The organism is Pseudomonas sp. MWU12-3088 (assembly GCF_023242405.1).
Classification (GTDB): Bacteria; Pseudomonadota; Gammaproteobacteria; order Pseudomonadales; family Pseudomonadaceae; genus Aquipseudomonas; species Aquipseudomonas kribbensis.
This window is the reverse complement of sequence record NZ_JALJEA010000002.1, coordinates 593,928-607,546: the sequence shown is the minus strand read 5'-3', so window position 1 is coordinate 607,546 and position 13,619 is coordinate 593,928. Positions and strand designations below refer to the sequence as shown.

General features: G+C 60.3%; 14 protein-coding genes. 6 read left to right on the top strand and 8 right to left on the bottom strand.

The features are described 5' to 3' along the window. Nucleotides 1-4 precede the first annotated feature (4 nt). The gene (locus M5B98_RS08550) at nucleotides 5-1,204 is read left to right on the top strand and encodes an N-acetylmuramoyl-L-alanine amidase (RefSeq protein WP_248742443.1); all 1,200 of its coding nucleotides are present in this window, start codon (nucleotides 5-7) and stop codon (nucleotides 1,202-1,204) included. Here M5B98_RS08550 and M5B98_RS08545 read toward each other — a convergent pair. After that, nucleotides 1,201-1,575, bottom strand: a complete 375-nt coding sequence (locus tag M5B98_RS08545) for a glutamine synthetase (protein ID WP_248742442.1) — start codon at nucleotides 1,573-1,575, stop codon at nucleotides 1,201-1,203. The genes M5B98_RS08550 and M5B98_RS08545 overlap by 4 nt on opposite strands. A 224-nt stretch (nucleotides 1,576-1,799) precedes the next feature. Here M5B98_RS08545 and zigA point away from each other — a divergent pair, with 224 nt between their 5' ends. Further along, nucleotides 1,800-3,005 (top strand): zinc metallochaperone GTPase ZigA, encoded by a 1,206-nt coding sequence (gene zigA / locus M5B98_RS08540; protein WP_248742441.1) that lies wholly within the window; start codon nucleotides 1,800-1,802, stop codon nucleotides 3,003-3,005. After that, nucleotides 3,005-3,655 (top strand): DUF1826 domain-containing protein, encoded by a 651-nt coding sequence (locus tag M5B98_RS08535; protein WP_248742440.1) that lies wholly within the window; start codon nucleotides 3,005-3,007, stop codon nucleotides 3,653-3,655. The genes zigA and M5B98_RS08535 overlap by 1 nt, the downstream gene beginning before the upstream one ends. Before the next feature lie 4 nt (nucleotides 3,656-3,659). On the opposite strand, the gene M5B98_RS08530 is transcribed toward M5B98_RS08535, so the two are convergent. Further along, on the bottom strand, nucleotides 3,660-4,016 hold the full coding sequence (locus M5B98_RS08530) for an NADH:ubiquinone oxidoreductase (protein ID WP_085708784.1): 357 nt from the start codon (nucleotides 4,014-4,016) through the stop codon (nucleotides 3,660-3,662). A gap of 25 nt (nucleotides 4,017-4,041) precedes the next feature. On the opposite strand from M5B98_RS08530, the gene M5B98_RS08525 reads away from it, so the two are divergent. Next, nucleotides 4,042-5,013, top strand: a complete 972-nt coding sequence (locus tag M5B98_RS08525; RefSeq protein ID WP_248742439.1) for a CobW family GTP-binding protein — start codon at nucleotides 4,042-4,044, stop codon at nucleotides 5,011-5,013. A 1-nt stretch (nucleotide 5,014) separates the two neighbouring features. Here the strand turns inward: M5B98_RS08525 and M5B98_RS08520 are convergent, their stop codons facing one another. Next, on the bottom strand, nucleotides 5,015-5,428 hold the full coding sequence (locus M5B98_RS08520) for a DUF3301 domain-containing protein (protein WP_119426866.1): 414 nt from the start codon (nucleotides 5,426-5,428) through the stop codon (nucleotides 5,015-5,017). 117 nt (nucleotides 5,429-5,545) lie between these two features. Between M5B98_RS08520 and pdxY the strand changes: the two genes are divergently transcribed. Further along, entirely contained in the window at nucleotides 5,546-6,418 is an 873-nt protein-coding gene (gene pdxY, locus M5B98_RS08515; protein WP_114886444.1) for a pyridoxal kinase PdxY, read from the top strand. Between the two features lie 100 nt (nucleotides 6,419-6,518). Here pdxY and M5B98_RS08510 read toward each other — a convergent pair whose 3' ends face one another. Continuing rightward, entirely contained in the window at nucleotides 6,519-7,001 is a 483-nt protein-coding gene (locus tag M5B98_RS08510) for an acyl-CoA thioesterase (protein ID WP_003229693.1), read from the bottom strand. A gap of 283 nt (nucleotides 7,002-7,284) precedes the next feature. Between M5B98_RS08510 and M5B98_RS08505 the strand changes: the two genes are divergently transcribed. After that, nucleotides 7,285-9,048 (top strand): cation:proton antiporter, encoded by a 1,764-nt coding sequence (locus tag M5B98_RS08505; RefSeq protein WP_248742438.1) that lies wholly within the window; start codon nucleotides 7,285-7,287, stop codon nucleotides 9,046-9,048. A 21-nt stretch (nucleotides 9,049-9,069) separates the two neighbouring features. On the opposite strand, the gene M5B98_RS08500 is transcribed toward M5B98_RS08505, so the two are convergent. The 4 genes from M5B98_RS08500 to uvrD all read right to left on the bottom strand — a co-directional run bounded on the left by M5B98_RS08500 (nucleotide 9,070) and on the right by uvrD (nucleotide 13,435). Beyond that, on the bottom strand, nucleotides 9,070-9,477 hold the full coding sequence (locus M5B98_RS08500) for an SMI1/KNR4 family protein (protein ID WP_007995855.1): 408 nt from the start codon (nucleotides 9,475-9,477) through the stop codon (nucleotides 9,070-9,072). Between the two features lie 138 nt (nucleotides 9,478-9,615). Further along, nucleotides 9,616-10,494, bottom strand: a complete 879-nt coding sequence (locus M5B98_RS08495) for a Tim44 domain-containing protein (RefSeq protein ID WP_248742437.1) — start codon at nucleotides 10,492-10,494, stop codon at nucleotides 9,616-9,618. Nucleotides 10,495-10,669: 175 nt separating this feature from the next. Then, the gene (locus tag M5B98_RS08490) at nucleotides 10,670-11,110 is read right to left on the bottom strand and encodes an EamA family transporter (RefSeq protein ID WP_248742436.1); all 441 of its coding nucleotides are present in this window, start codon (nucleotides 11,108-11,110) and stop codon (nucleotides 10,670-10,672) included. Nucleotides 11,111-11,251: 141 nt separating this feature from the next. After that, nucleotides 11,252-13,435: a DNA helicase II gene (gene uvrD, locus M5B98_RS08485; RefSeq protein ID WP_114886442.1), complete on the bottom strand. Its 2,184-nt coding sequence runs from the start codon at nucleotides 13,433-13,435 to the stop codon at nucleotides 11,252-11,254. Nucleotides 13,436-13,619: the final 184 nt, after the last annotated feature.

The window sequence follows — 13,619 nt, the reverse complement described above, 5'->3', positions numbered from 1 at the left end:
TCATATGCACAGACGCCATTTGCTTAACCTGATGTTGGCCAGCGCCGCCCTGGCTTTTCCATTCAGTGTCAGCGCCACACAAATCCGCAATGCACGCCTCTGGCGGTCGGATGACAAGCTTCGGCTGGTCTTCGATTTGAGCGGGCCGGTGAGCTACAAGACGTTCACGTTGAGTGCGCCGGATCGTCTGATTATTGATCTGAGCGGCGCCAGCTTGAGTGGCGATTTCAGTCAGTTGGCGCTCAGCGAAACGGTTATTCGCAGCATCCGCTCCGGGCATTTTGGGAAGGGCGATACCCGAATCGTCCTCGATTTGAATCGCCCGGTTCAGCTCAATACCTTCCTGTTGGCGCCTCAGGATGGACAAGGACATCGCCTGGTTCTGGATCTCTTGAGCGATTCAAAAGTGGCAACGCCAAGCGTTCCACGTGAAACACCGGGGAAAACCAATCATCCAAAACGAGACATTATTGTCGTGGTTGACCCTGGTCATGGCGGCAAAGATCCGGGCGCAGTGGGTGCAAAAGGCGAGCGAGAAAAGGATGTCGTGCTCTCGATTTCACAGTTGCTTGCGCGTCGTTTGAAGCGGGAAAAGGGCTTCGACGTGAAGCTTGTGCGCAACGATGATTTCTTCGTGCCGCTTCGCAAGCGGGTCGATATTGCTCGCCAGCACAAGGCCGACATGTTCATTTCGGTACACGCAGATGCTGCGCCGCGTCTGACTGCTTCGGGCGCTTCGGTGTACTGTCTGTCTGAAGGTGGCGCGACGTCGGCCACTGCACGCTTCATGGCGCAGCGGGAAAACGGTGCGGATCTGCTCGGTGCAACCAGCTTGCTGAATCTGAAGGACAAGGACCCGATGCTTGCCGGGGTGATCCTCGATATGTCGATGAACGCCACCATCGCCGCCAGTTTGCAGCTGGGCAGCACGGTCCTGGGAAGTCTGGCGGGCATCACCACGTTGCATCAAAAGCGTGTGGAACAAGCAGGATTTGCGGTGCTGAAGTCACCCGATGTGCCGTCGATTCTGGTGGAAACCGGGTTCATTTCCAACGCGCGGGACAGTCAGCGATTGGTCACTGCACGCCATCAGCAGGCGGTTGCTGACGGATTGTTTGAAGGATTGCAGCGCTATTTCCAGAGAAATCCACCGGCTGACAGCTACATCGCCTGGCAGCAGGGGCAGCAACAAGCGCGTGTCTAGCAGCCCGTGAGTCGGCTGCAAGTGAACTTCCCGGTGCTTCCGCCGGAGCTGGAGAAGCGGTTGATCGTCGTCCAGCCCACCCGGCGGTTGTAACCGACCCAGGCCTCGCCGTCGGAGGCGATTCCCGTGAAGAACGTCAGCTGTCCGTAAATGCTGTTGGTTTGCGCCCAATAACGTTGGCCGACCTTCTCGAAACCCCGCAGATAAATCGTTTTACCGGCAGTGTTGACGCTGTAGGCGTTGCCATTGGCATCGACACACGCCAGCAGGTTAGCGCTGCGCGTGCAGTTGGCGAGCCCCGGCACTTGTGCCCATGCATCGAAGGTCAGCAAGGCGAGACCAAAGAATGAGCATTTCAGCGCAGTTTTCATGAGGTCACTCGACGGTGAAGTGTTTCCAGCTTCCAGCCCTTTGTCATTTCCGGCAAGAAGAAAGTGGATCTTTAATATTGTTATACTATAACATAAATTCGATCGGGCTTTCCGTGGCTCCTGTTTTCAAGCGTCTGCTTCTCTGACTGTCTCGTAGAAGCACAAGAACGCCTGCCGCCGAGAGCGTTTCTTGCGTTTAGCTACCGTTTGATGAGGTTTACCCCATGTCTTCCCCGCTTCCCGTGACCGTTTTATCCGGCTTTCTCGGCGCCGGAAAAAGTACACTTTTGAATTACGTACTACGTAACAGAGACGATTTGCGTGTGGCGGTGATCGTCAATGATATGAGCGAAATCAATATTGATGGCAGCGAAGTCCAGCGTGATGTCGACCTAAACCGCGCAGAAGAAAAACTCGTGGAAATGAGCAACGGCTGTATCTGCTGTACGTTACGCGAAGACCTTCTGGAAGAAGTCGCCAAACTGGCCCGGGAAGGCCGATTCGATTATCTGCTCATCGAATCCCCCGGGATTTCCGAGCCACTGCCGATTGCCGAGACCTTCACCTTCTGCGACGAGCACGGCCAAAGCCTCGCCGACATCGCTCGCCTCGACACCATGGTCACTGTAGTCGACGGCCTGAATTTCCTGCCTGATTTCCAGGCTGCCGAAAGCCTGGCCTCCCGTGGCGAAATCCTCGGTGAAGAAGATGAGCGCTCGATCACCGATCTGTTGATCGAACAGATCGAGTTCGCCGACGTTCTGTTGATCAGCAAGATCGATCTGATCAGCAGCAGCGAGCGGGAAGAGCTGATGGCGATCCTCAAGCGGCTGAACGCTAACGCCGAGATCATCCCGATGGTGATGGGCGTAGTGCCGCTGGAGAAGATCCTCAACACCCACCGCTTCGACTTCGACAGGGCTGCAACGGCCCCGGGCTGGCTTCAGGAGTTGCGTGGCGAACATGTGCCGGAAACCGAGGAATACGGCATCGCGTCCACGGCTTACCGCGCGCGCCGACCGTTTCACCCTCAGCGCTTTTTCGACTTCATTGACCGACCTTGGCTGAACGGCAAGCTGCTGCGCTCCAAAGGTTTCTTCTGGCTCGCGAGCAAACCCACAGATGCCGGTAGCTGGTCCCAGGCGGGCGGTTTGATGCGCCATGGTTTCGCTGGGCGCTGGTGGCGTTTTGTGCCGAAAAATCAGTGGCCACAGGATCAGGAAAGCACCGCCGCAATCATGGAAAACTGGACCGCGAGCGTAGGAGACTGTCGCCAGGAGCTGGTGTTTATCGGCCAGAACATCGATTTCGCACAGCTCAAGTCAGCCCTCGACGACTGTCTGCTCACCGATGCCGAGATGGCGCTTGGTGTCGAAGGCTGGCGATTGCTGGCCGATCCGTTCGGCCCCTGGCATGACGAGGCCGCGTGATGCTTGCCCTCAAACCGCTGCAAAACGTGACGCGTCTTCAAGTCCTCGGCCCGACCCCGCAAGCGCTGGCGAGTATTCTGGAGGATGAAATCAACCTTGCTGTCTGGCAGCGGCAGCTCCCGTTGCATATCGCCGATTTTGCGAAGTTGTTGGTGTCACTCAACGAGCCTTATGCCGAAGCGCTGAGCCTCGAATTGCACGACGAAGACGCAGAACCAGACCTGACGGGACTGGCCAGCGGATTCCGTGACCTGGAAGGCTACGAAGGTTTTATCGCCGACCTGAAATGGCTGGTCAGCGCCTTCGCCTGCCTGCTAGGCGCGCGACGGATTGGCTTGCGTTTGCGGGTGCTGGACAAGGCGATGTGTCCGCGTTTTCACGTCGATCATGTGCCCGTACGACTGATCACCACTTACGCCGGCATTGGCAGCGAGTGGTTGAAGGAAGGAGAAATGGATCGTCGGCAACTCGGGAAACCACTGGCCGAGCCGCAGGAAAAATCGCGGATTCAGCAACTGGTCAGCGGTGAAGTGGCGCTGCTCAAAGGAGAGAAGTGGCACGGCAACGAAGGTTTCGGGCTGATCCATCGCTCTCCACAACCGGCGCCGGGCGAACGGCGTCTGATGCTGACCCTGGACTGGCTCGGCTGACGCCTCAAGGCTTGAGCCAGTTGCCCTGGCTCTGGCTCTCGCAGTACGGCTTCAAATAGGCCGCATCGGTGGCCACGCCGTAATAGTGGATATCCTGGCGATAAGGCATATTGGCGACTTGCGCGTTGCTGCACACGCCAAACGCTCCGGCAGGGCACTGATCGACGTACTGCACGTCGACTTTTTGCCCTGCCAGCGTGGGCTGGCAGAAGCCGTCATTGAACAGTTTCTCCGGGATGTTGCGGTTCTGCTGGCAGACCTTCACGTCGAGGCGTTCTGCCTGGCTGTGCACCACACAAGCCTGGGCCAGCGCTTCGCCCGACACCAGCGCCAACAGCAACGACCATCCCATCCACCGCATTCCCGACCTCCAGAAAACCTTGATCATGTTGCAGAACATTCCTACCCACGTCATCGCAGGCCCATTGGGTGCCGGCAAGACCAGCCTGATCCGCCAGCTCATGGCGCAGCGACCGGCCGGTGAGCGCTGGGCAGTGCTGATCAACGAATTCGGCCAGATCGGCCTCGACGCTGCACTGTTGACCCGGAACGCCGATGGTATCGCACTGGGCGAAGTGGCCGGGGGCTGTTTGTGTTGCGTGAACGGTGCGCCATTTCAGATCGGGTTGGGACGTTTATTGCGCAAGGCCCGGCCGGATCGCCTGTTCATCGAGCCTTCCGGACTGGGGCATCCGGCGCAGTTACTGCAACAACTGAGCGAAGCACCATGGCAGGGTGTTCTCGCGGTTCAACCCTGCGTGCTGGTGCTGGACGCCCAGGCACTGTCGGCGGGCAAGACACTACCGCCGGCTCAACGGGAGGCGCTCCCGAATGCCGGTTTGCTCGTATTGAACAAGGCGGAAAACCTCGATGAATCCCGGCGAGAGCAAATTGCCCGCCAGTTGCCGTCCGCTAGGCTGATCTGGACGCAACAGGCATCGTTGCCCCTGAGCGAATTGCCGGGTGTGGCGACACAAGCACAGGCGGGTGTGGATAAGTTGATCGTGCCCAAAGGGCTGGCGCAGATGCCGGCCATCTGGAGCGATCCGGCTTCGCCGATTTGCCTGAGTCAGGCGCAGGAGGGCGGCTGGAGCATCGGCTGGCGCTGGCACCCAAGCCAGACGTTTGACGTGACTCGCATGACTCAGTGGCTGGAATCTCTGAACTGGCGCCGGGCAAAGCTGGTTATCCACAGCCAGGCTGGCTGGGAATCAGCCAATGCCCTGGATAACGCCAAACTGGACTGGCAACCCAGCGAATGGCGCAAGGATTCGCGGATCGAGCTGATTTTCGACCAGCCGCAGGCGATCGATGAGTTGCAGGCAGGATTGGCCGGTTGTCGGATTCAAGCGACCTGACTCAAGGCTTCCACTTGGTGTGTTCCTGGCGCCACTGGCTTAGTTCGATGACCTGAGCGCTCGGCTTGGCCACTTCCACTACCGGCGGGGTATCGTCGAACGGTGCCGGGTAGGGCGCCAGTTCAATCTGCGCGCTGTGGGGGCCAAACTGGGTGATGGTGCCGTTGTGGCGGGTTTCGCCGGTCACGGTGAATTCGAAGTTGTAGACCCGGGCCAGACGCCGACGGCCGCTGGCATCCTTGATGAGGCCGATCTTCTTCAACGCCACGTTACCGTCGAGCAGTTCGACGCCGACATTCACGCAATGCTGCTTGACCCGTTCCAGCGCCCGCTCGCGCAGGCCATGGTTGTGCCACAGCCACGCGCCGGCAACGGCGAACAGCATCAGCACGAAAATGTTTTCCAGGGTCAGCATCAACAAGAAACTCCAAAAGTTGGCATCAGCTTAACTGCGTCGCCGGTCTGTCGTACAGACTGTGTTTCGTCGCATACTGCGCGGCTTGAATTTCAATCGTTTTACGGAAAAACCCGAATGAAACGTACGCCTCATCTGCTCGCCATCCAGTCCCATGTGGTGTTCGGCCACGCCGGCAACAGCGCTGCGGTTTTTCCGATGCAGCGGGTCGGGGTCAACGTCTGGCCGCTCAACACCGTGCAGTTCTCCAACCACACACAGTACGGCCAATGGGCCGGAGAAGTGCTGGCGCCGCAACGGATCCCGGAACTGGTCGAAGGCATCGCCGCCATCGGTGAGTTGGGCAATTGCGACGCGGTGCTGTCCGGCTATCTCGGCAGTGCGGCCCAGGGCCGGGCGATTCTCAGTGGCATCGAGCGGATCAAGGCGGTCAATCCGAAAGCCCTGTACCTGTGCGATCCGGTGATGGGCCATCCGGAGAAGGGTTGCAGCGTGCCGGCCGAAGTCAGCGACTTCCTGCTCGACGAAGCGGCGGCGGTGGCGGACTTCATGTGCCCGAACCAGCTGGAGCTGGACAGCTTCTCCGGGCGCAAGCCGCAGTCGTTGTTCGATTGCCTGGCGATGGCTCGGGCGCTGCTGGCACGTGGGCCGAAAGCCGTGTTGGTCAAGCATCTGGATTACCCGGGGAAACCGGCGGATGGCTTCGAGATGCTGCTGGTGACTGCCGAAGGCAGTTGGCATCTGCGGCGTCCGTTGCTGGCGTTTCCGCGTCAGCCGGTCGGTGTAGGCGACCTGACGTCCGGCCTGTTCCTGGCGCGGGTGCTGCTCGGCGACAGTCTGGTGGCGGCGTTTGAATTCACCGCAGCGGCAGTGCATGAGGTGCTGCTGGAAACCCAGGCCTGTGCCAGTTACGAGCTGCAACTGGTGCGGGCGCAGGACCGGATTGCCCATCCGCGGGTGAAGTTCGAGGCCACGCCGATCAGCCTCTGATACGCGTCGGTTTCAATCACGAGCAGGCTCGCTCACAGAGAAAACATCAACTGTGGGAGCGAGCCTGCTCGCGATAGCGGTCGTCAGATCGCTACAAATCTCAGGCGTCGCCCTTGATTTCCTGATAGCGCTTTTCCAGCTCCTGGCGAATCTGTCGGCGCTGCTGGGCCTGCATGTAGCGGCGTTTGTCTTCGCTGTTCTGCGGTTGCAGCGGCGGTACGGCGGCCGGTTTACGCTGATCGTCCACCGCGACCATGGTGAAGAAGCAGCTGTTGGTGTGGCGCACCGAGCGCTCGCGGATGTTCTCGGTCACCACTTTGATGCCGACTTCCATCGAGGTGTTGCCGGTGTAGTTGACCGACGCCAGGAAGGTCACCAGTTCGCCGACATGGATCGGCTCGCGGAAAATCACCTGATCCACCGACAGCGTCACCACGTAGCGGCCGGCGTAGCGGCTCGCGCAGGCGTAGGCCACTTCGTCAAGGTATTTGAGCAGGGTGCCGCCGTGGACATTGCCAGAGAAGTTGGCCATGTCGGGGGTCATCAGTACCGTCATCGACAGCTGGGCGTTTCCGGGTTCCATAACGTTCTCACGGGTCAAGGCAGGGTTGCTGGAAGAAGCACCTCTGCGGGTGCCTGGTCGCTTTTCAAAACCACCGTTATCGGGACGCCGGGCAACTGGCCGCCGTCACGCCCTGATCGATCTGTTTCCATATATTGCACCGCCTTTCAGCCGGAAGTCGCGGTGTTACCCTGCAAAAGCCCACCCCAAGGGCGATTCCTACACCTAAAGCGGATTTTTACTCAGCTCGCCCAGACGTTTTCAGACGCCTGCCGCGAGCATCGTCATTCAAGGAGCCCACGCCATGCATGCCATCAGCTTTATTCAGGATCTGGCAGTGATCATGTTGGTCGCAGGTGTGGTGACCGTGCTGTTCCACCGTTTCAAGCAGCCAGTGGTGCTCGGCTATATCGTCGCCGGTTTCATCATCGGCCCGCACACCCCGCCGTTCGGCCTGATCCACGATGAAGAAACCATCAAGACCCTCGCCGAGCTGGGGGTGATTTTCCTGATGTTCTGCCTGGGCCTGGAGTTCAGCCTGCGCAAGCTGTTCAAGGTGGGTGCAACGGCGTTTATCGCGGCGTTCCTGGAAATCATCCTGATGATCTGGATCGGCTACGAAATCGGCCGCTGGTTCGACTGGAACACCATGGATTCGCTGTTCCTCGGCGCGATCCTGGCGATTTCCTCGACCACCATCATTGTCAAGGCGCTCAACGATCTGAAGATGAAGAACGAGCGCTTCGCCCAGTTGATCTTCGGCGTATTGATCGTCGAGGACATTCTCGGCATCGGTATCATTGCGCTGCTTTCAAGCATCGCCGTCAGCGGCACGGTCAGTTCCGGCGAGGTGTTTTCCACGGTCGGCAAGCTGTCGCTGTTCATGATCGTCGCGCTGGTCATCGGCATTCTGCTGGTACCGCGATTGCTGGCCTATGTGGCGAAGTTCGAAAGCAACGAGATGCTGCTGATCACCGTGCTCGGGCTGTGCTTCGGCTTCTGCCTGCTGGTGGTCAAGCTTGAGTACAGCATGGTGCTCGGCGCCTTCCTGATCGGCGCGATCATGGCCGAGTCGCGGCAATTGCTGAAGATCGAGCGCCTGATCGAGCCGGTTCGCGACCTGTTCAGTGCGATCTTCTTCGTTGCCATCGGCCTGATGCTCGATCCGATGATCCTTCTGCAATACGCGTGGCCGATTGCGGTGATCACCGTCGCCGTGGTGCTGGGCAAGATGTTGTCCTGCGGCCTCGGTGCCTTTATCGCCGGCAATGACGGACGCACCTCACTGCGGGTCGGGATGGGTCTTTCGCAGATTGGCGAGTTCTCCTTCATCATCGCCGCGCTGGGCATGACGCTGCAGGTGACCAGTAACTTCCTCTATCCGGTGGCCGTGGCGGTCTCGGTCATCACCACGCTACTGACTCCTTACCTGATCCGCGCGGCAGATCCGCTGTCGATCAAGCTGTCGGCTGCCATGCCACAGCGTCTCGGGCGGGTGTTCGGGATGTATGGCGAATGGCTGCGCAGCATTCAGCCGCAGGGCGAGGGCGCGATGCTGGCGTCGATGATCCGGCGGATTCTGCTGCAGGTCGGGGTCAATCTGGCGCTGGTGATTGCGATCTTCTTTGCCGGCGCTTTCTTTGCCGGGCGTCTCTCGACCTGGCTGCAGGACTGGATCAGCGATCCGAGCTGGCAGAAGGCGTTGATCTGGGGTGGGGCGTTGCTGTTGTCGCTGCCGTTCCTGATTGCGGCCTATCGCAAGCTCAAGGCGCTGTCGATGCTGCTGGCGGAGATGGGCGTGAAGCCGGAGATGGCGGGGCGTCACACACAGCGAGTGCGCCGGGTGATCGCCGAAGTGATCCCGATCCTCTCGCTGCTGGTGATTTTCCTGCTGCTGGCAGCCTTGTCGGCCAGTATTCTGCCGACCAACAAGTTGCTGGTGCTGGTCGCCGTGGTCGCGGCCGCCGTGGCGGCGCTGCTCTGGCGCTGGTTCATCCGGGTGCACACGCGGATGCAGGTGGCCCTGCTGGAAACCCTCGACAATCACAAGGAATCGTCGGGGCTTTGACCCGGCGGGGCGTCTGGCGGATCAGCTTTCCAGCCAGACGTCCCGTGCCCAGTGCCAGACCGACTCCCAGGACTCCTCGGTGATCAACTCTTCTTCGCCGGACCACAGAACCACGGTGCCGTCTTCTTCGACGCAGTAGTAGTTGTCGCCGTCCTGGCAGATCGGGATCAGGTCGCGCGGCACGCCGGCGTCCCAGGCATTGGCGGCTACATCCGGCAGGTAGGTGTGGGACTGCGGGTCGGTGACGGTCACCGGCTCCAGGCTGCCGTAAACCACGTCGCTGACGGTCAGCAGAAATTCTTTGAAGACGAACGGGATGTTGATGAAGAGTTCTTCTTCGACTTCCACCAACTGGTCTTCGTCGGGCAACTCCAGGGGAACCGGCACGGGTTCGTTGGCTTCGCGCAGTTGTTCGATGATTTCTTCCACGTCCGGGATCCTCTTGCTTGAATGGCGCGGTTTATATGGGCCGGTTTATACAGTAGCTCGCTATAGATGCAACCGCGAAATAGAAAACCCCGGCCGAGGCCGGGGTTTTTATTGCAGCGGGTAAAACGTCGGAGGTGATCAGCCGTTCTGGCGGATACCGGCGACCAGCCAAGGCTGGTTGTCGCCCTGTGGACGTTCCATGTTCCAGCTTTCGCTGAACACTTCGCCCTGCTGGTCGAAACGCGAGGTCTTCGACACACCGTTGAAGGTCAGGGTGGCGATGGTCTTGTCCGCACGGTCATCCACGCCGTCCAGTTGTACCTGGAGGTTTTCGATGAAGGTGGACTGGAACGCATCGCCCAGTTCCGCGCGCTCGCGCTTTAGGAACTCGAACATTTGCGGGGTCACGAACTCCGCGATCTTGTCCATTTCGTTGGCGTCCCAGTGCTGCTGCAGCGCCTGGAAGTGGCTGCGGGCGGCTTCGAGGAAGCGCTGTTCGTTGAACCAGGCCGGTGCATTGATCACCGGACGGGCGGCAACCGGAGCGGCCGAACCACCGAAGATCGAACCCATGGCGGCAGGCTTCTGCTCGAACACTTCACGCTGCATCGGCGCGCCGGCCGGCGCGAACTGCTCCTGCTGCTTGCGGCGACGAGCGGCGATGAATCGGAAGATCACGAACGCGATCACGGCCATGATCAGGATGTCGAAGATCTGCATGCCCTGGAAGCCGCCACCCATGAGCATGGACGCCAGCAGGCCGCCGGCAGCGATGCCGGCCAGAGGGCCGAGCCATTTCGAAGCGCCGCCAGCCTTGGCAGCAGCGCCCGCGGCACCGGCAGCACCGGCGGTCGCAGCCGCGCCGCCCATGCCTGGGGAAGAAGGAGCCATCTGGCTGGTCTGGTGCGTCGGCGCAGCGCCGGCGCTTTTGCCACCACCAAAGCGCTTGGCGTTGGCGTCGAGGCTCATCGTCAGGCCGATGCACAACGCCATGGCGATGCTAAGAAAACGTTTCATAAAGGGAATTCCCGTTTGTGGAGACACGCGCGCCATGTTGCACAGCTGAAGTGTCACTGGCTAGCGAGAGAGTGTTTCGGGCTTTTGCCTGACAGGTTACGTTCAGCTCGGTCGAGGCAATAAGGCTATGTACTTTTGTCTGTAGGAAAAGGAGGTAGGTTCAGTGGGAAATGGATCAGCGTCGAAACGCCAACATCACCACGCCCGCGGTGATCAGACCGATGCCGCCCCACTGGCGCAGGTCAAGTTTCTCGCCCAGCAGAATCACGCCGAGCACCGCCACCAGCACCACGCTGAGCTTGTCCACCGGAGCGACCAGCGAGGCCGGCCCGACTTTCAGAGCGCGGAAGTAGCACAGCCACGAAGCTCCGGTACCCAGGCCCGACAACAGCAGGAACAGATAGCTTTTGGCAGAGATCGATCCCAGGGACTGATATTGGCCCGTGGCGTACAAAATCAAGGCCAGACTGATGAGTACCACGATGGTGCGCAACAAAGTGGCGAAGTCGGAGTTGACGTTTTCGATGCCGACCTTGGCGAAGATTGCCGTCAATGCGGCGAAGGTGGCCGAGAGCAGGGCCCAGAATGTCCAGGAGGAAAAGAAGCCAGAGCCCATGGATGTTGTCCTGTCGGTAAGGGTTGCATGAATCCATGTGGGAGCGAGCCTGCTCGCGATGGCTGCACCGTGGTTTATCAGATAAACGCGGCGTTCCAATTCGCGAGCAGGCTCGCTCCCACAGAACAGCAGAGCCGGCGTTTAGATGGCTTCCAGCTTCGCGTAACCCAGCATCAGCCACTTGCTGCCTTCGCTGAAGTTCACCTGCACCCGTGCCTGAGCCCCGGCGCCCTCGAAGTTGAGGATCACGCCGTCGCCAAAGATCGAGTGCCGCACAGCCTGGCCGAGACTCAGGCCGGTATCCGGGATCTCGCTGCCGCTGAACAGGTTGCTGCCGCTCATCGACTGGTTGCCGCCGAACGGTCGGCTGACGCTGTTCGACAGCCGCACTTCCTGAATCAGGCCTTTCGGCACTTCCCGTACGAATCGCGACACCTTGTTGTAGGTTTCGCTGCCGTACAGGCGTCGGGTTTCAGCGTAGGTCATCACCAGGTTCTGCATGGCCCGGGTGATGCCGACGTAAGCCAGACGACGCTCTTCTTCAAGACGCCCCGGTTCTTCCAGGCTCATCTTGTGCGGGAACAAGCCTTCTTCCATACCTACCAGGAACACGTAAGGGAATTCCAGGCCCTTGGCGCTGTGCAGAGTCATCAGCTGAATGCTGTCTTCGTGCTCGTCGGCCTGAGTGTCGCCGGCCTCCAGCGACGCGTGGCCGAGGAACGCCGCCAGCGGCGTCAGGTCTTCGTCTTCTTCGGTGTTCTCGAAGTTGCGCGCGGCGCTGACCAGTTCCTCAAGGTTTTCCACCCGGGCCTGGCCTTTCTCGCCTTTTTCCGCTTCGTGGTAGGCGATCAGGCCGGATTGCTCGATGACGGTCTGGGTCATCAGGTGCAACGGCATTTCGGCACACTTGGCGGCGAGGTTCTCGATCAGCTCGATGAATGCACCGAGGGCGCCGGCCGCACGACCGGTCAGGCCCTTGTTGGCCACCAGCTGGCGCATGGCTTCCCACATCGACACATCGCTGTGGCGCGCATGTTCACGGATGGCTTCGACGGTCTTCTCGCCGATGCCGCGAGCCGGGACGTTGATGACCCGTTCCAGCGCCGCATCGTTGCCGCGACCTTCCAGCAAACGCAGGTAGGCCATGGCGTTCTTGATTTCCGCGCGCTCGAAGAAGCGCTGGCCGCCATAGATGCGGTACGGAATGCGCTCGCGCAGCAAGGCTTCTTCCAGAACGCGGGATTGGGCGTTGGAGCGGTAGAGAATCGCGATATCGCTGCGAGCCAGGCCGGTTTTCAGCGCACTTTCGATGGTTTCGACAACGTAGCGTGCTTCATCGTGTTCGTTGAACGCGGCGTACAGGTTGATCGCTTCGCCGTCGCCACCGTCGGTCCACAGCTCCTTGCCCAGACGCCCGGTGTTGTTGGCGATCAGTGCGTTGGCCGCTTTCAGGATGCCGGCGGTGGAGCGGTAGTTCTGCTCCAGACGGATGGTCTCGGAATCCGGGAAGTCGGAAGAGTACTGATGAATGTTCTCGATTTTCGCGCCGCGCCAGCCGTAGATCGACTGGTCGTCGTCGCCGACCACCATCAGGCTGTCGCCACCCTTGCCCAGCAGACGCAACCAGGCGTATTGCACGGCGTTGGTGTCCTGGAACTCGTCCACCAGTATGTGGCGGAAACGCTTCTGGTAGTGGGCCAGCAGGCCCGGATGGTCGCGCCACAGATCGAGGGCACGCAGCAGCAGTTCGGAGAAGTCGATGACGCCGGCGCGCTGGCAGGCAGCCTCGTAGGCCTCATAGATGCCGCGCATGGTGGCCAGGTACAGATCGCCGCTGGCCTGAATGTGCTGCGGACGCAGACCTTCGTCTTTCTGCCCGTTGATGAACCATTGGGCCTGACGGGCCGGCCAGCGCTGTTCGTCCAGCCCCAGCTCGCGGATCACCCGTTTGACCAGACGCTGCTGGTCATCGCTGTCGAGGATCTGGAAGGTCTGGCTCAAGCCTGCTTCCTGCCAGTGCGCCCGCAACAGACGGTGCGCCAAGCCGTGGAAGGTGCCAACCCACATGCCGGCCGGGTTGATCCCCAGCAATTGCTCGATGCGGTGACGCATCTCGGCAGCGGCCTTGTTGGTGAAGGTCACCGACAGGATCGAGTGGGGCGAGGCGTTTTCGACCTGGATCAACCAGGCGATACGGTGCACCAGCACTCGGGTCTTGCCTGAGCCGGCACCGGCCAGGACCAATTGACGACCAACGGGAGCCGCTACGGCCTGGCGTTGGGCATCGTTGAGGGAGTTCAGCAGAAGGGAGAGATCATCGCGCATCGGGGCATTCTAGGGTGCGCCGCAGGCCCGGGCAAACCGAGCTTTGCATTAGCCGATGAAAGTGCTGCCGATGACGACCGGTCGGTCACCGGCTACAGGCGTTGGCCCGCCTGGCGTCGGGGCTTTTGCGGGTGACGGGAGGTCGAAAAGTTTCGGCGAAATTATGATCTGGAGCAGTTTGGCA